At 68.8% G+C, this 15,876-nt stretch carries 15 protein-coding genes; 7 read left to right on the top strand and 8 right to left on the bottom strand.

The features are described from left to right. Positions 1 to 64: 64 nt before the first annotated feature. Positions 65 to 2,110 carry a molecular chaperone HtpG gene (gene htpG / locus P0W64_RS03625; protein WP_275478697.1) on the bottom strand — a complete coding sequence of 682 codons (2,046 nt, stop codon included), beginning with the start codon at positions 2,108 to 2,110 and terminating at the stop codon, positions 65 to 67. 47 nt (positions 2,111 to 2,157) lie between these two features. Continuing rightward, positions 2,158 to 2,673: a mycothiol transferase gene (locus tag P0W64_RS03620; RefSeq protein ID WP_275478696.1), complete on the bottom strand. Its 516-nt coding sequence runs from the start codon at positions 2,671 to 2,673 to the stop codon at positions 2,158 to 2,160. 63 nt (positions 2,674 to 2,736) lie between these two features. Between P0W64_RS03620 and P0W64_RS03615 the strand changes: the two genes are divergently transcribed. Genes P0W64_RS03615 through P0W64_RS03605 form a run of 3 tightly spaced genes read left to right on the top strand, consistent with a single transcriptional unit; the run spans position 2,737 to position 4,503 of the window. Continuing rightward, the gene (locus P0W64_RS03615) at positions 2,737 to 3,051 is read left to right on the top strand and encodes a metalloregulator ArsR/SmtB family transcription factor (RefSeq protein ID WP_275478695.1); all 315 of its coding nucleotides are present in this window, start codon (positions 2,737 to 2,739) and stop codon (positions 3,049 to 3,051) included. Continuing rightward, entirely contained in the window at positions 3,048 to 3,572 is a 525-nt protein-coding gene (locus P0W64_RS03610) for an SRPBCC domain-containing protein (protein WP_275478694.1), read from the top strand. Before P0W64_RS03615 ends, P0W64_RS03610 begins: the two co-directional genes overlap by 4 nt. 4 nt (positions 3,573 to 3,576) lie before the next feature. After that, positions 3,577 to 4,503, top strand: coding sequence for an LLM class F420-dependent oxidoreductase (locus P0W64_RS03605; protein ID WP_275478693.1), 927 nt, complete (start codon positions 3,577 to 3,579; stop codon positions 4,501 to 4,503). A gap of 89 nt (positions 4,504 to 4,592) precedes the next feature. Here P0W64_RS03605 and P0W64_RS03600 read toward each other — a convergent pair whose 3' ends face one another. After that, positions 4,593 to 5,330, bottom strand: a complete 738-nt coding sequence (locus P0W64_RS03600; protein WP_275478692.1) for an SDR family NAD(P)-dependent oxidoreductase — start codon at positions 5,328 to 5,330, stop codon at positions 4,593 to 4,595. A gap of 102 nt (positions 5,331 to 5,432) precedes the next feature. On the opposite strand from P0W64_RS03600, the gene P0W64_RS03595 reads away from it, so the two are divergent. Next, a complete protein-coding gene (locus P0W64_RS03595) occupies positions 5,433 to 6,269 on the top strand; it encodes a helix-turn-helix transcriptional regulator (protein WP_275478691.1) in 837 nt (278 codons plus the stop codon). 84 nt (positions 6,270 to 6,353) lie between these two features. Here the strand turns inward: P0W64_RS03595 and groL are convergent, their stop codons facing one another. Then, positions 6,354 to 7,976 (bottom strand): chaperonin GroEL, encoded by a 1,623-nt coding sequence (groL, locus tag P0W64_RS03590; RefSeq protein WP_275478690.1) that lies wholly within the window; start codon positions 7,974 to 7,976, stop codon positions 6,354 to 6,356. 240 nt (positions 7,977 to 8,216) lie between these two features. Here groL and P0W64_RS03585 point away from each other — a divergent pair, with 240 nt between their 5' ends. Continuing rightward, a complete protein-coding gene (locus P0W64_RS03585) occupies positions 8,217 to 8,678 on the top strand; it encodes an SRPBCC family protein (protein ID WP_275478689.1) in 462 nt (153 codons plus the stop codon). A 23-nt stretch (positions 8,679 to 8,701) separates the two neighbouring features. On the opposite strand, the gene P0W64_RS03580 is transcribed toward P0W64_RS03585, so the two are convergent. The 4 genes from P0W64_RS03580 to P0W64_RS03565 form a co-directional block, all read right to left on the bottom strand. After that, complete coding sequence (locus P0W64_RS03580; RefSeq protein ID WP_275478688.1) at positions 8,702 to 9,871, bottom strand: hypothetical protein; 1,170 nt, start codon at positions 9,869 to 9,871, stop codon at positions 8,702 to 8,704. Positions 9,872 to 9,873: 2 nt separating this feature from the next. Beyond that, the gene (locus P0W64_RS03575) at positions 9,874 to 11,052 is read right to left on the bottom strand and encodes a hypothetical protein (protein WP_275478687.1); all 1,179 of its coding nucleotides are present in this window, start codon (positions 11,050 to 11,052) and stop codon (positions 9,874 to 9,876) included. Continuing rightward, the gene (locus P0W64_RS03570; protein ID WP_275478686.1) at positions 11,049 to 12,209 is read right to left on the bottom strand and encodes a hypothetical protein; all 1,161 of its coding nucleotides are present in this window, start codon (positions 12,207 to 12,209) and stop codon (positions 11,049 to 11,051) included. Before P0W64_RS03570 ends, P0W64_RS03575 begins: the two co-directional genes overlap by 4 nt. A 72-nt stretch (positions 12,210 to 12,281) precedes the next feature. Continuing rightward, positions 12,282 to 13,100 (bottom strand): HAD-IIA family hydrolase, encoded by an 819-nt coding sequence (locus P0W64_RS03565; RefSeq protein WP_275478685.1) that lies wholly within the window; start codon positions 13,098 to 13,100, stop codon positions 12,282 to 12,284. A 124-nt stretch (positions 13,101 to 13,224) separates the two neighbouring features. Between P0W64_RS03565 and P0W64_RS03560 the strand changes: the two genes are divergently transcribed. Then, complete coding sequence (locus P0W64_RS03560) at positions 13,225 to 14,622, top strand: M20/M25/M40 family metallo-hydrolase (RefSeq protein ID WP_275478684.1); 1,398 nt, start codon at positions 13,225 to 13,227, stop codon at positions 14,620 to 14,622. Then, a complete protein-coding gene (gene glp, locus P0W64_RS03555; protein WP_275478683.1) occupies positions 14,623 to 15,870 on the top strand; it encodes a gephyrin-like molybdotransferase Glp in 1,248 nt (415 codons plus the stop codon). The last annotated feature ends 6 nt before the right edge of the window (positions 15,871 to 15,876 follow it).

Genomic DNA, 15,876 nt, shown 5'->3' with positions numbered 1-15,876 from the left:
AGGCTAACCTAGCCGGGAGATCCCTGTGTAGCCGAACCTTCGTCACGAGACGGACCGGAATCGGTCAGAGGCCTCGCGCGAGCTGACGGGCGAGGCGGGCGGCGAATGCCGCGGGCTCGTCGAGCTCTCCCCCCTCGGCCAGTACCGCCGACCCGTAGAGCAACTCCGCCGCGTCGACCAGAGCCTCCGGCGCCTCCGCCGTCTCCGGCACCTCCGGCGTGCGAGGAGCCTCCGCGGCCTGCGGGGCCTCCTCGCCCTGTAGATCAGAGGCGGCCACTCCATCCTCACCCGAAGCGTTCTCGCCCGACGTGTCCTCGCTGGAGGTGTCTTCGCCGGAGACCGCCTCGGTAGCCGAACCCAGGCCCTCCGCCTGGACCTTCGCGAGAAGCCCGGCGACGAGCTCGTGCTCCGGGTTGAGCTCGAGGATCCGCTTGGACCTCGGGAGCTCCTGGCCGCTTGCACGGTACATCCGCTCCAGGGCCGGCGGCATGTCGAACGAGTCGCCTACCAGACACGCCGGCGACGTCGTGAGACGCGACGTGAGACGCACCTGCTTCACGCGGTCCTCCAGCACGGTACCCAGCCACGATGTCAAGGACGCGAACCCGTCCTCCTTCTCCGGGATCCCATCGTCGCCGAGGTCGGCCTCGCCCATCGAGATCGAGGCGAACTCCCTGCCATCGAACTCCGGAACCCCGGTGACCCACAACTCATCGACCTGATCCGTGAGCATCAGGACCTCGAACCCCTTGGCGCGGAATGCCTCCAGGTGCGGCGACGCTTCGATCTGACGGCGGGACTCGCCGGTGGCGTAGTAGATCTTCTCCTGCCCCTCAGGCATCCGGGACACGTACTCGGCGAGTGAGGTCCGCGTGGGGGCGTCGCCGTCGGCGGGCAACGCGGTGGTCTCGAAGACGCTCGCCTCGAGTAGCGCATCGCGGTTGTCGTGATCGTCGAGCAGCCCCTCCTTGAAGACGGATCCGAAACCGGCCCAGAAGGCCTCGTACTTCGCACGGTCCTTCTCGCGCAGCGCCTTGACGGTGGAGATGACTTTCTTCACCAGGCGCTTGCGGATCATCGTCAGCTGCCGATCCTGCTGCAGGATCTCCCGGGAGACGTTGAGCGACAGGTCTTGTGCGTCGACGACACCCTTCACGAAGCGCAGGTACGGCGGTATCAGCGCTTCGCAGTCGTCCATGATGAAGACGCGCTTGACGTACAGCTGCAGGCCCGTCTTGTAGCCACGGTAGAACATGTCGAACGGCGGCTGCGATGGGATGAACAACAACGCCTGGTACTCGAAGGTCCCCTCGGCCTTGACGTCGATGGTCTCGAGCGGCTCGTCGAAGGCGTGGCTGACGTGGCGGTAGAACTCGGTGTACTCCTCGTCGGTGACCTCACTACGCGGCCGCGTCCACAGCGCTTTCATGGAGTTGAGGACGTCGTCGCCGATGCGTATCGGGAACGCGATGAAATCGCTGTAACGCCGGACGATTCGGCGCAGCACGTCGGCGGAGGTGTAGTCGTGGAGGCTGTCGTCCGCGTCTTCGGCCTTGAGATGCAGAGTGATGACCGTGCCCTGCGCCGGGCCCTCGCCTGCCGCGAGGTCGGTGACGGTGTAGGTGGACTCGCCCGACGACTCCCAGCGCGTGGCGACCTCTTCACCCGCCCGCCGAGTCTCCAGCGTGACCTTGTCGGCCACCATGAAGCTGGAGTAGAAGCCGATGCCGAACTGGCCGATGAGCTCTGCCGACGCACCCGAGTCGCGGGCCTCGGCCGCCTCGGCGAGCTTGCGGCGCAGCTCCCCGGTGCCGGACTTGGCGAGCGTGCCGATCAGCTCGACGACGTCCTCACGGCTCATACCGATGCCGTTGTCCGCGATGGTGAGCGTGCGCGCCTCGGCATCGGGTTTCAGCTCGATGTGCAGGTCGGCCGTATCGGCACTCAGATCCTTGTCCTGGTACGCGGCGAGACGCAGCTTGTCGAGCGCGTCGGACGCGTTGGAGATCAATTCCCGCAGGAAGATGTCCTTCTCGGAGTAGACCGAGTGGATCATCAGGTCCAGCAGCTGGTGCGTCTCGGCCTGGAACTGCAGGGTCTCGGCGGCCACGTCGTAGTCCTCTCTCTACACACTGACTTCTGTCGCCGACGATTCTCTCAAGCCATGTGGAGCTCGCGCGCCACGCCCCGCAAGTACGCCGCGGTGCCCAGGTGCTGGGCGCAGTCGTCGACGATGCTGACCAGCCGCACCGCCGCCGTCACCGGCGGGTCCCACGCCGCGTCGACGATCCGCGCGAGCTCGTCGCCCGTGACCGTCTCGACATAGCGCAGTGTCAGCTCGTGCACGTCCCGGTAGTACCCCGAGAGAAGTTCGGCGGGCGCGTGGACGCGCGCCGCCTCGTCAGCAGACTGCCCGTATCCCGTTGCGTCCGTTGGAAGATCGAGAGCGAATCGGGCCGCCCAGCCTTGCGCGGTCCAGACCTGCTCGACGCCGGCCACGTCGGCCACCTGCGCGTCCTGTACACGGGCGCTGTGCCAGACCAGCCACGCGATCGAGTTGGCGTGAGGCGCCGGCCGGAAGTCGGCCACGTCGGGCTCGAGACCCGAGGTGACGGCCTCGGCGTGTTCGACGAGGCGAGTGAATGCGTCACGGAGCAGCTCTCGGGAGGACATGCCCCGACGGTACGCCTTCTTCTATCACTTGACATTCATATGAGTAGCTGGTGTTATGAATCGGTGGACGCATTCGCCGTGATCGCCGACCCCACTCGGCGCCGGATCCTCGACTCACTGCGTGCCGAGCCGGCGGACGTGGGAACGCTCGTCTCCACCCTCGGGATCTCCCAGTCGCTCGCCTCGAAACACCTGGGCGTGCTGCGAGAGGCCGGCGCGGTCGACGTCGAGGTGGCCGGTAAGCGCCGCGTCTACCACCTCGCCGAGGACCCGCTACCCGCCGTGCTCGCGTGGGTCACGCCCTACGCACGCCAGTGGTCCATGCGCCTGGACCACCTGTCCACCCTCATCGACGCCGAAGCCAAGGAGCAGCAATGACTCTCGACACCACACTCGAAGACCGCGACGGCACCTGGGTGCTCACCCTCCGTCGCGCATTCGCCCATCCTGCCGAGACGGTCTGGCCGTGGCTCACTGCACCCGATCGCCTGGCGCAGTGGTCACCGGCGGTGCCGGACACCGCTTTCGACACGGTCGGGCCTCGCAGGGTGCGCGAGAACCCAGACGACGAGACGATCTCCGGCGACGTGCTCGCGATCGAACCTCCGCATGAACTCGTGCACCGCTGGGGCGACGACGTACTGCGCTGGCGACTCGAGGACGGCGCCGACGGCTGTGTCCTCACGCTAGAGCACTCCACCGCGCGGCGGGACATGCTGCCGAGTTTCGGTGCGGGATGGCAGATCTGTCTCGACGCGCTGGACCGCGGGCTGGCCGGCAACCCGAGCCGCGCGGTCGGCGTCGACGCCCTCGGCCACGGCTGGGAACAACTGCGCGACGAGTACGCGGTCCTGCTCGGGGTCCGGCCCGGCACTGCGGCGCACCGTGGGGCATCCTGATGACATGGAATTCCGTGTCTTCGTCGAACCCCAGCAGGGCGCAACCTACAACGACCAGCTCGCCGTCGCCCGGACCGCGGAGGCGGCCGGCTACGGGGCGTTCTTCCGTTCCGACCACTATGCAGCGATGAACACCGAGGGCCTCCCCGGCCCGACCGATTCGTGGGTCACCCTCGGCGGCATCGCACGCGAGACATCCACGATCCGCCTCGGCACCCTGGTCACGTCGGCGACCTTCCGGTTCCCGGGTCCGCTCGCGATCTCAGTCGCCGAGGTGGATCAGATGTCCGGTGGCCGTGTGGAACTCGGTCTAGGCGCCGGTTGGTTCGAGCGGGAGCACGCCGCGTATGCGATCCCGTTCCCCGATGTCAAGACGCGCTTCGACCGGTTCGAGGAGACCCTGCGGATCGTGGTCGGGCTGTGGGAGACGCCGGTGGGTTCGACGTTCGACTTCCCCGGTGAACACCTCACCGTCACCGACTCGCCCGCGCTGCCCAAGCCTGTGCAGACTCCGCGTCCGCCGATCGTGCTGGGCGGTGCCGCGAAGAAGCGCGGCGCCGCACTCGCCGCCGAACTCGCCGACGAGTTCAACGTCCCGTTCGTCCCGGCCGACGAGGCCCGCGCCGCATTCGGACGCATCGACGCCGCGTGCGAGGCGCGCGGCCGGGATCCGAGGTCGATCGTGCGGTCGGCTGCGCTGGTCCTGTGCGCCGGTCCCGACGAGCCGACCATCGCCCGCCGCGCCGCGGCCATCGGCCGCGAGGTGAGCGAGCTGCGAGAGAACGGCCTCGCCGGCTCGGCGGCGGAGATCGTGGACAAGCTCGGCGCCTACGCCGATGCGGGGGTCACCCGCGTGTACTTGCAGATCCTCGACCAGTCCGACCTCGAGCACATCGAGTGGGTCGCGGCCGAGGTCATGCCCCAGCTGTAGCCGACGGCGGTCCAGATCTCGGCTGGAGCGGGTGGGCATCGCCCCCACAGCGATGCCCACCCGCTCCGGCCGTGATCCGGGCACACGGTCTATCCCTGCGCCGTGGGCAGCACGATCATCGAGGCCACATTGACGTTCGCGGGAAGCGAGGTACTCCACACGACGGCGTCTCCGATCGCCGACGCGGGAATCGGTGGATTATCGATGGTGAACTGCCGCAGAAACTCTCGAGCGTCCGGGTCGGACATGTGGTCGCCCAGCTCGGATTCGGTCATGCCCGGCTCGATCGCGTGCACCCGGACGCCACGGGGCCCGAACTCGGCGCGCAGATTGGTCGTGAGGTGCGTGACCGCCGCCTTGGTCGCCGTGTACACCGCGTAGCCCGGCAACACCATGTGCGCGCCGATGGAGCTGGTGAGCACGAGGTCCGCCGGACCGTGTGCGGCCGCCGTCGTCAAGTCGCCGATCGTCGCGCGGGCGGTATTGAGCAGACCGGTCACATTGACCCCGACCATCCGATCCCATTCGCCGACGTCGGCGGTGTCGAAGGGCGCGGCCAGCATCGCTCCCGCGTTGGCGAACACGAGATCGAATGTTCCGACCTGCGCCCGGAGCTCGCCCACGGCGGCGGCGAGGGCAGCCCGATCGGTGACATCCGCGGCGGCATAGGCACCGTCGACCTCCCGTGCGACCGACGCGATTCGGTCGGCGCGGCGCCCGATGAGCGCGACGCGGGCGCCCGCGGCGGCGAGGGCGGCGGCGGTCGCGGCGCCGATACCCGTTCCGGCGCCGGTGATGAGTGCTGTGCGGTTCTCCAGATTCGTCATGCGGACAACGATCGCGGGCGACGGCGCACACAGACAGACCGCGCCGCTCACGGGTAGTCGCACTACCTGGCTGGCCCTGCCGCTCTCGGTACGGTGGTGCATGTGGAGAACCAGCTGGGTGAATTCCTGCGCGCACGCCGCGAACGCGTGGACCCCGCGTCACTCGGGCTGCGCACCATGGGCGTTCGCCGCACGCCCGGGCTACGACGCGAAGAGGTCGCGGCGCAGGCGGGTATCAGCGTCGAGTATCTGGTCCGCCTCGAACGCGGGCGCGACCGCAGGCCGTCTCCCGCCGTCGTCGCCGCACTCGTGGACGTGCTGCAGTTGGACGCCCACGGTGCCGCGCACCTCGCCAGGCTCGCGGAGCTCCCACCCGACCGCGGCGGCGACGTCGTCGACGAGATCGCGCCCGTGCTGCGGCGACTCATCGACTCGTGGCCCAATCCCACCATCGTCACCAACTCGCTGTTGGACCTGATCGGCACCAACGCATCGGGGGAGGAACTGCACCGCGGCATCGGACTGGAGGTCGGCGACAACATGGCGAGGTCGCTGTTCCTCGATCCCCAGGCACGCGAGGTCTTTCTGGACTACGAGACGGTGACGACGGAGACCGTCGGGAACCTGCGCGCACTGTCGGGTTCGAATCCGTCGCATCCGCGCCTGATGGCGCTGGTGGGTGAGCTCTCAGTGCGCAGCGAACTGTTCGCGCGACTGTGGGGCGGCGGCGAGGTCCAGGGAAAGACCAACGGGCACAAGGTGATCGCCCACCCGGACCTCGGCGTGTTGGAGCTCGAGTGGTCGACGCTGGAGGTCGCTGCGGCGCCGGGGCAGCTCGTCGTCGCCTACCAGGCGGCGGCCGGTACCGCGTCCGAGCGCGCGCTGGAGCGACTCGCAGCACAGGCCGTCGCCCGCCCGCGGGCCGTCCGCGAGAAGTGACGGCGCGCAGGTCGCTGCGAAACGGATCCGGCCCGCCCCTCGTCGCGGGGCGGGCCGGATCGTCTCGGTCGGTGCGGAGCCGGGTTAGAAGCCCATGTCTCCCATGCCGCCGGTCGGGTCCGCGGGAGCCGCGGCCTTCTCCGGCTTGTCGGCGACCACGGCCTCGGTGGTGAGGAACAGTGCGGCGATCGACGCGGCATTCTGCAGCGCCGAGCGCGTCACCTTCACCGGGTCGTTGATGCCGGCGGCCAGCAGGTCCTCGTACTCGCCGGTGGCGGCGTTGAGGCCGGTGCCGGCCGGGCTGTTGCGCACCTTCTCGGCGACGACGCCGGGCTCGAGGCCCGCGTTCACCGCGATCTGCTTCACCGGGGCGTCGAGCGCGACCTTGACGATATTCGCACCCGTGGCCTCGTCGCCCTCGAGGGACAGGCCCTCGAAGACCTTGCCCGACTGAGCGAGAGCGACGCCACCACCGGCGACGATGCCCTCCTCGACCGCAGCCTTCGCATTGCGGACGGCGTCCTCGATGCGGTGCTTGCGCTCCTTGAGCTCGACCTCGGTCGCGGCACCGGCCTTGATGACGGCGACGCCGCCGGCCAGCTTCGCGAGACGCTCCTGCAGCTTCTCGCGGTCGTAGTCCGAGTCGCTGTTCTCGATCTCGGCACGGATCTGCGCGACACGGCCGGCGATGGCCTCCTGCGAGCCGGCGCCCTCGACGATGGTGGTCTCGTCCTTGGTGACGACGACCTTGCGCGCCTGGCCCAGCAGCTCGAGACCAGCGGTCTCCAGCGAGAGGCCGACCTCCTCGGAGATGACCTCGCCACCGGTGAGGATGGCCATGTCGGCCAGCATCGCCTTGCGGCGATCACCGAAGCCGGGCGCCTTGATCGCGACCGACTTGAAGGTGCCGCGGATCTTGTTCACCACGAGGGTCGACAGAGCCTCCCCGTCGACGTCCTCGGCGATGATCGCGAGCGGCTTGCCGGACTGGATGACCTTCTCCAGCAGCGGCAGCAGGTCCTTGACGGTCGAGATCTTGCTCGACACCAGCAGGACGTAGGCGTCCTCGAGCACGGCCTCCTGACGCTCGGCGTCGGTGGCGAAGTAACCCGAGATGAAGCCCTTGTCGAAGCGCATACCCTCGGTGAGCTCCAGGCTCAGGCCGAAGGTCTGAGCCTCCTCGACGGTGATGACGCCTTCCTTGCCGACCTTGTCCATGGCCTCGGCGATGAGCTCGCCGATGGCGGGGTCGCCGGCGGAGATGCCGGCCGTGGCCGCGATCTGCTCCTTGGTCTCGACCTCCTTGGCGGACTTGAGCAGCGACTCGGTGACCGCATCGACGGCCTTCTCGATGCCGCGCTTGAGGCCGAGCGGGTTGGCACCGGCCGCAACGTTACGCAGGCCCTCGCGCACGAGCGCCTGCGCCAGGACGGTAGCGGTGGTGGTGCCGTCGCCAGCGACGTCGTCGGTCTTCTTGGCGACCTCCTTGACGAGCTCGGCACCGATCTTCTCGTACGGGTCGTCCAGCTCGATCTCCTTGGCGATGGACACACCATCGTTGGTGATCGTGGGGGCGCCCCACTTCTTCTCGAGGACGACGTTGCGACCCTTGGGGCCCAGCGTCACCTTGACAGCATCGGCGAGGGCGTTCAGGCCCCGCTCGAGACCACGGCGGGCCTCTTCGTCGAACGCGATGATCTTGGCCATTGCGAAGTGATTCCTCCAGTTAGGACCGGGTAGGCCCATAATTTGGACACGTCTGTCTAGGTCGAATCGGTGCCCGCGACGGACGACCCGGCGTGTCACCCCCGCGTGTAGCGGAGGGCCCGGCCTCACCTTCCCGACCTAGCACTCACATAGATCGAGTGCTAGGTCCGTTTTAGCACTCACGCATGGCGAGTGCAAGGTGTGATCGTGGCGCGGGCTACATGGCGCTACTATCCAGGCATGGCTAGCCCTGTACTGGAGTCCACCATCGTCATCGACGCGCCCGCCGAGAAGGTCTGGAAGGTCGTCTCCGACCTGCAGGCGATGAGCAAGCGCAGCCCGCAGTGCCGCAAGGTCATCGTGCGCGGCGGCGATATCGGCCTCGGCACCAAGATGATCAACGTCAACCGTAAGGGCTGGCGCGTGTGGCCCACCAATACCGTCGTCACCGCGTTCGACGAGAACGAGAAGGTCGCTTTCCGCGTCGTCGAGAACAACACGACCTGGAGCTACACCCTCGTGCCCGACGGCGATCGCACCACCGTCGTCGAGCGGCGCGAGGCCCCGAACGGCAAGACCTCGGCGGCGAGCGCGTTCCTCATCTCCACTCTCATGGGTGGAACCGAGCCCTTCGAGCGCGAACTGCTGGTCGGGATGAAGCAGACCCTGGCCGCGATCAAGACGGAGGCCGAGGCGGACTAACCACTACGGGGGCGTCAAGACCGTCATTTGGCGCCTTTGAAGATCAGGTACTCCGCGGACGTCGCCTGGATCGCCTCCTCCTGCTGGTTGGTGCTGTACTCGGACATGTACCGACCCACGGCGAGTAGGCAGTAGATCGCGTGCTGGTCGAGGTTCGAATAGAGTTTGATGTTCATACAACGCGCGTCCGGCACGCCCGGCACCGCGATCGCCTTGACCTCCGCGTAGGAATCTCGAGCCTCCGCCATGAAACGGTCCCGCAGCAACGCGGCACCCGTCGCGTCGCGGGCACGGTAGACCTGGTTGGCGCCGTAGCCGACGATATCCACGCCTGCATCCGTGAACGCCTTCAGATCCGTGGTCAAGTGGTCCTGGTCCCAGATCGCGGCCTTCGCGGACGCCCACCCGTCACGGTCGCCGTTGCTCGGCGGCAGGGTGAGGGATGCGATCCCGTCCTTATCCGACGGCAGGGTCGTGAACTCGTCGACAGGCGTCGGGGCGAACCCGTCGACGGCCTTGGTGAGTGGATCCAGGTATCCGGCGATCTGATTCGGCGTGGCCTCCGTGTAGAACCCGATCACGTACTGCTTGTGCGCCACGAACGCGACCGTCTCCTTACCGGAACTCCCCCAGTCCTGCGTGTACGCGGTCGACGAGCCGTACCCGGGGACGGTGGTGGGGATCTTGGCCGGGTTGTCCTTGTTCGACGACGGTGTCATAAGCCGATTGTCGGTAGCCGCCGCCGTGGCTGCCTGTTCGCTCGGCATGCGCAGGAGCGCGACGGTGGCGCCTCGCACGTTCTTCGACGACGTCGCCGGAGCGGGCTTGGAGTCGTTCGCGCCGACCATCGCCCCGACCTCGCGCCCCGCGAACACCGGCGCGACCTCGCTGCCGAAAATGCTGCCCACCGACGCCTCCCCCGATTCGAGTGCCCCCACGCCACTGTGGCCGTGGTACTGGAACGTGGGATCCAACGTCGTCAGCGGCGGGAACAGCTCGGTCATCCGCCTGCCCTCCTGCATCTTGCCGGTGGCCTCGGTGCTGGCCGGGATCACCCGCTTCTCCGTGGCGAACGAGCCCGTCCTGAGCATCGAGGCGAGCCCGCTGGGATCGGCCTCGGGGGTGCCGGTCACCGTCGTCGCGCACCCCGCGAGGAGCGCACACGACGACACGACCGCCAGAATCTTCCGCATGGTCACCCAGCCTTCTTCAGAATCAGATAACCGGCGGCGGTGGCCTGCTTCGCCTCCGTCGGCTGTATCGCCTGGTACTCGGCGAGGTAGCGCCCCACGGCCACCACACACAGCGAGAAGCCGTCGCTATCGGTCTTGATCGCAAGACAACGACTTCCGGGCACGCCGGGCACGTTGCTCTCTTCGGAGCTCGCGTAGTAGCCCTTGAATTCGGTGATGAACCTGTCCCCGAGCAGCACCGCGCCTGCCGCATCCCTAGCGCGGTAGACGTTGCTGCCACCCATGCCGACGAGATCGACCCCCGCATCGGCGAAATCCTTGGCGGCCGCATCGGTATTCGCCATGAAATGCAACTGGCCGCGCTGCGTCGACCACCCGTACTCCGACGGAACCCGCGCCGCGGAGTACTTGCTGGGGAGCGTGCGGGTCTCGATGCCGTCCCTGTCCGGTGGAAGGGTCGTGAGCCTGTCGTCGGCGGTCGGGGTGAAGCCGTCGAGGGCCTCGGTCTGGCGCCGCAGGAAGTCCTGCACCGCACCGGCTTTCGCGCTTCCGCTCCACACCACAACGACGAAACGCCCGTGCTGCGCAAGTGCAACTGTGCGAGTCCTGCCGGAGTCGGTCTTGGTGAACGCCTTCGCATTCGGGAAGCCGTCGACGGTTACCGGAATCTTGGGCGGCGACGTGTATCCGAACTGTGTGCCGTCGGATCCGAGGACGCGCGGATCGGCGACTGCCTTCGCCGCGTCGGCCTCCGAGGCCATACGAACGACACCCCCGATCAGTTCGTGGAAGTCGAGGCCCTTGGCTCCCGGCGCCTGGTCCCGCGCATCGACGGTCACGCCGAACTGCATCGCCGACAGCGCCGCGCCGACGCCGCTACCGAACGCAGACGCCAGGCCGTCGCCGGTCACGACAGACATCCCCTGCATGTACTTCATCGCCGGGTCGACGTCCGAGAGCGTCGGGATCACCTCGAGCATGCGCCGCGTCTCGAGCACCTTGCCCTCAGCTTCCGACGGTGCCGCGATCGTCCTCGGGGACGTGGGGAACGAGCCGGTGTCCAGGGCGGCATCGACGGCACTCCGGTCCGCGATCGGGGTACCGGTCACCGTCGCCGTGCATCCCGTGAGCGTGAGGAGGCACAGCGCTACACCCGCCAGCAGCTCCGTGCGCACCGTCACGCCTTGCTGAGTATGAGGTACGCGGCGGAGGTCGCCTGCTTGGCCTCGGCCTGCTGGATCGCCCCGTACTCGGCCATGTAGCGGCCGACGGGGACGACGCAGTAGTTGGTGGTACGGAGCACCGTCTTCCATGTCACGCACCGTGCCCCGGGCACGCCGCCGACGTTGTACTCGGTGGCACCGGTGTAATACGACTTCGACTCGGTGATGAAACGGTCGGCGAGCAGTTTCGCGCCCGCGGCGTCCTTGGCCCGGTACACGTTGTTGCCGCCCACCCCGATGACGTCGACGCCCGCGTCCGCGAAGTCCTTCTGCCCGTCGGTGATGCTGGTCTGTGCCGCTACGAGACCACGCGCCGTAGACCACCCGTAGGTGTCGAACGACGCCCGCTCGGGCGCGAGAGTCAAGGCCCCGACGCCGTCCCTGTCGACCGGGAGCGAGGTCAGCTTGTCGTCGGCGGTCGGCGTGAAACCGTCCAGGGCCTTGACCTGTCGCCCGAGGAAGTCGTCGACGGCCGCGGTCTTCAGGCCGCGTGTGTAGACGACGATGACGAATCTTCCGTGGGCGAGGACGGCCATCGTCTGGGACGAGTCGCTGCTGGTCTGCGTGAACGCCTTCGCGCCGGCGGTGCTGACCGGGACGGGCACCTTAGGCGGCTGCGTCACCCCGAACTGCGGATCGTCGGTGGCCATGACGCGCGGATCAGCGACCGCGCTGGTCGCGTCGGCATCGGATCTCATGCGGACGACGGCGGTGTACAGATCCTTCTTCGGCAACCCCGTCTGGCTCGGCGACTGATCCTTCACGTCCACGGTGATCCCGAGCTGCATGCCGGACAGCGCGTTGCCGATCCCGCTGCCGAAGCCCATCTTCATGCCGACCGCGGTCGCCGAAGCGACCCCGTTGGTCCACTTCAGACTCGGATCGATCTCCGTACCCAACGGGACGATCTCGAGCATCCGCCGCGCCTCCAGCGCCCTCGCCTGCGCCTCCGTGGGCGGGTCGATCGTGCGCTTGGACGTGCTGAACGAGCCCGTGTCCAGCATGGCCTTCAAAGCATTCATATCGGCGACGGGGTTGCCGGCGACGGTGGTCGCACACCCGGTCAGCATCAGTGCCGCGGCCCCCACCGCAGCGAACGACGTCGAACGACGCATCGAACCTCCCCTATGAGTTCCCGTACCCAACCTAGCGGTGCGGCCGCACGTGTGCGAGCACATGCACCGAAATCACGTGAGGCCCCACACCCTCATGAGCAGGCCCGGGAGGTCGCCGACGCCGTCGACGACGTAATCGGGCACGAGGCCGAATTCGTCGCTCTCCACCGCGTCGAGGGCGGCCTGGCGGAACTTGCCGGTGCGCACGAGGACTCCGCGCATGCCCGCGACCTGCCCGGCGAGGACATCCGCGCGCACGTCGTCTCCGACCATCACCACCGCCGACGGGTCGAGCCCCATCAAGTCGGCCGCGGTGCGGAATCCGACGGGCGACGGCTTCCCGATCACGGTCGGAGTCACGCCGGTCGCGCGGCACAGCCCCTCCAGATACAGCCCGGTGTCTATCCGCTGGCCCTGAGCGGTCGCCCACGCCATCGAGCGGTGCATGGCGACGACCGGGACGCCGGCCAACAGGAACTCGAACACGCGACTCAACGCGTCATGCGTGAACGCGGGCCCGGCGCCGCCGAGCACCACCACGTCCGGATCCGCGTCGACGGTCTCGAACCCGTCCCCGAGATCGTCTTCGGGCCCGTCGGTGAGCACGTGCACGCGACGCCCCCCATACCGGGTGCGCAGGTACTCGCCGGTCAGCCGCGCAGCGGTGACGATCTCCGACACGTCGACGTCCAGACCCGCTGCGCCGAGCGCCTGCGCGATCTGCGCGGCGGTCTTCGACGTCGTGTTGGTGAGGAACGCGCGCCGTACCCCCTGCTCACGCACCCACGCGAGCGTCTCCGCGCCGCCGGGCAGCGGCTCCCACGAGGTGACCAGCACCCCGTCGATGTCGAAGAGCACTCCCCGCTCTCGCCTGTCCCGTCCGAACGCCATACCAGTGAAAATAGACCCGCCGCGTTAGCAGCAGGTTTCACACCCGGACACCTCGCTTTCACCGTATGGGGGCCGGTCGTACGGGTCGTTTCATGCCCGCCGGCGGCCTGGCAAGCTGATACGCATGGAGACAGCAGCCGTACGCGAGGCCGTGTCCGGTCTCATGGCCACAGCCCGGGACCGGCTGGCAGCACTGGTCGCATACCCGTCGGTGCACGATTCGGCGGAGTTCGGCCCGCGGCCGGCCACCGACGCCGCGACGTGGGTCGCGGGAGCGTTCGCGGACGCGGGCGTGGAGAACGTCGAGCGGATCCTCACGTCCGACGGCTCGGTGGCCGTACTGGGCCATACGCCGGCCCCGCCCGGCCGGCCGACGGTGCTGCTGTACAGCCACTACGACGTCCAGCCTCCGGGCCCCGCGGACGAGTGGGCGTCGGACGCGTTCACACTCACCACGCGCCGCGGACCCGATGGCGCCGAGCGCTGGTACGGACGCGGATCCGCCGATTGCAAGGGCAACGTCGTAGCCCACCTGACCGCGCTCGACGCAGTGCGCGCAACGTCCGGTCTCGGAGTGGGCGTGCGACTGATCGTCGAGGGCTCCGAGGAGGCGGGGGGCGAGGGCCTGGAACACCTGGTGGCCGAGCGTCCCGACATCGCACAGGCCGACCTGATCCTTATCGGCGACACCGGCAATGTCGAGGTCGGCGTCCCCACACTCACTACCGCGCTGCGCGGGGTCGTCAACATCGAGGTCGCGGTGTCCACCGGCACCACCGCTCTGCACTCCGGCATGTTCGGCGGAGCCGCGCCGGATGCCCTCGCATCCCTCGTCGCGCTGCTCGCCACCCTGCGGGATGCCAACGGGAACACCACGATCGACGGTCTGGACGCCTCCGGAAGATGGACCGGGGCAGCCTATGACGACGCCCGCTTCCGCGCCGATGCACAGGTACACGAAGGCACGTCGGTGTTGGGGTCGGGCACCATCGCCGACCAGCTCTGGGCGCGGCCCGCGGTCACGGTCATCGGCCTGGACGCGCCCGCCACCGCGACCGCGGCGGCGGCCATCCAGCCGCGTGCAGCAGCGCTGCTGAACCTGCGCGTGCCGCCCGGCGTGGACCCGCGTGCCGCAGGCGACCTGCTCGCCGAGCACCTCCGCGCACACGCTCCGTGGGGCGCACACGTGACGGTCACCGAGGAGGCCGCGGGCGAGCCGTTCGCCGCCGCGACCGATGGGCCCGGCTACGGCGCGCTGCGGGAGGCACTGGCGGAGGCCTTCGGAGCCGATGTAGTGACCAGCGGCCAGGGCGGCTCGATCCCGCTGTGCACCGCGCTGCGCACAGCCGCACCGCATGCGGAGATCGCCCTGCTCGGGGTAGAGGAACCGCGGTGCCGGATCCACGCGCCCAACGAATCCGTCGACCCGCGCGAGCTCGAACGGATCGCGCTCGCCGAGGCCCTGCTACTCACGCGGCTGGCGGAGCCGGGCACCGCGGAGACCGAGCGCGCGGGTGCGTAGATGATCCCGGTAGACGCGCATCGCGCCACCGTCGCCGCCCTGGTGCCGCCGCCCGGCACGGAGGACGTACCCCTCACAGCGGCCGTGGGCCGGGTGCTCGCGAGTGATGTCACGGCGCCGATCCCGTTGCCGCCCTTCACGAATTCGGCGATGGACGGCTTCGCGGTGCGTGCCGCCGAGGCCACGGCGGAAGCGACGCTGCCCGTCGTGGCCGACATCCCGGCCGGTCGCACCGACTCGCTCACGCTGACACCCGGGACCGCGCACCGCATCATGACCGGCGCGATGCTGCCCGACGGTGCCGACGCGATCGTGCCCGTCGAGGCCACCGACAGTCCGCGGGGCGCGAGCGCACCGCCGGCTACGGTGACCTTCACGGAGTCCGCTACCGAGGGCCGGTTCCTGCGCCACGCGGGCTCCGACGTCGCGGCGGGCGATGTCGCTCTGGCGGCGGGCACCGTCGTCGGACCCGCGCAGGTCGGCCTCGCATCCGCGCTGGGGCTGGCCACCGTCCCCGCACGCACGCGCCCACACGTCCTCGTGCTGTCCACGGGATCTGAGCTCGTCGCGCCCGGAGAGCCGTTGCCCCACGGCCGCATCTACGAATCGAACTCGGTGATGCTGGCCGCCGCAGTCACGGCCGCGGGCGCGACCGCCGAGGTGCTGCGGTTCGTGCCCGACGACCCGGCCCACCTGCGCCGCGAGCTGGGCGAGCGACTGGACGCCGACGGCCCGGCCCCCGTCGACCTCGTCGTGACCAGCGGCGGGGTCAGCGCGGGTGCCTACGAGGTGGTCAGGGAGGCTCTGGCCGATCGCGATTTCGGCGAGGTCGAGTTCGTCAAGGTCGCGATGCAACCGGGGATGCCGCAGGGCGCCGGCCATGTACTGTCACCAGGCGGCCGCCGCGTCCCCATCGTCACGCTCCCGGGGAACCCCGTCAGCGCGCTCGTATCGTTCGAGGTCTTCCTGCGCCCGCCGCTGCGCGCGGCGCTCGGCCTGCCCGATCGGCCGTCTCGCACAGCGGAACTGGGCTCCGGCATACGTTCCATCCCTGGTAAGCGGCAGTTTGTCCGGGCCAGGCTCACGCCGGAGGACCGAAACCGTAACGAATCGGTGATTCCAGTCGGTGAACACGGCTCTCATTACCTACGCTGGATGGCGTCGGCGGACTGCCTTATCGACATCGCGCCCCAGGTTGTAGCACTCGACCCGGGCACGGTCGTCACCGTCATTCCCCTCGCCGACTGACGTAGA

Source organism: Tsukamurella sp. 8F (assembly GCF_029167375.1).
GTDB lineage: Bacteria > Actinomycetota > Actinomycetes > Mycobacteriales > Mycobacteriaceae > Tsukamurella.
This window is presented reverse-complemented; position numbering and strand designations above follow the sequence as displayed.

What these genes read in the sequence shown, in the direction of transcription:
- P0W64_RS03565 (WP_275478685.1), bottom strand. Translation starts at nt 13,100, where the DNA reads ATGGCGTTCGGACGGGACAGGCGAGAGCGGGGAGTGCTCTTCGACATC.
- P0W64_RS03610 (WP_275478694.1), top strand. Translation starts at nt 3,048, where the DNA reads ATGACTCTCGACACCACACTCGAAGACCGCGACGGCACCTGGGTGCTC.
- P0W64_RS03570 (WP_275478686.1), bottom strand. Translation starts at nt 12,209, where the DNA reads ATGCGTCGTTCGACGTCGTTCGCTGCGGTGGGGGCCGCGGCACTGATG.
- P0W64_RS03585 (WP_275478689.1), top strand. Translation starts at nt 8,217, where the DNA reads ATGGCTAGCCCTGTACTGGAGTCCACCATCGTCATCGACGCGCCCGCC.
- groL (WP_275478690.1), bottom strand. Translation starts at nt 7,976, where the DNA reads ATGGCCAAGATCATCGCGTTCGACGAAGAGGCCCGCCGTGGTCTCGAG.
- P0W64_RS03620 (WP_275478696.1), bottom strand. Translation starts at nt 2,673, where the DNA reads ATGTCCTCCCGAGAGCTGCTCCGTGACGCATTCACTCGCCTCGTCGAA.
- P0W64_RS03580 (WP_275478688.1), bottom strand. Translation starts at nt 9,871, where the DNA reads ATGCGGAAGATTCTGGCGGTCGTGTCGTCGTGTGCGCTCCTCGCGGGG.
- P0W64_RS03605 (WP_275478693.1), top strand. Translation starts at nt 3,577, where the DNA reads ATGGAATTCCGTGTCTTCGTCGAACCCCAGCAGGGCGCAACCTACAAC.
- P0W64_RS03600 (WP_275478692.1), bottom strand. Translation starts at nt 5,330, where the DNA reads ATGACGAATCTGGAGAACCGCACAGCACTCATCACCGGCGCCGGAACG.
- P0W64_RS03560 (WP_275478684.1), top strand. Translation starts at nt 13,225, where the DNA reads ATGGAGACAGCAGCCGTACGCGAGGCCGTGTCCGGTCTCATGGCCACA.
- glp (WP_275478683.1), top strand. Translation starts at nt 14,623, where the DNA reads ATGATCCCGGTAGACGCGCATCGCGCCACCGTCGCCGCCCTGGTGCCG.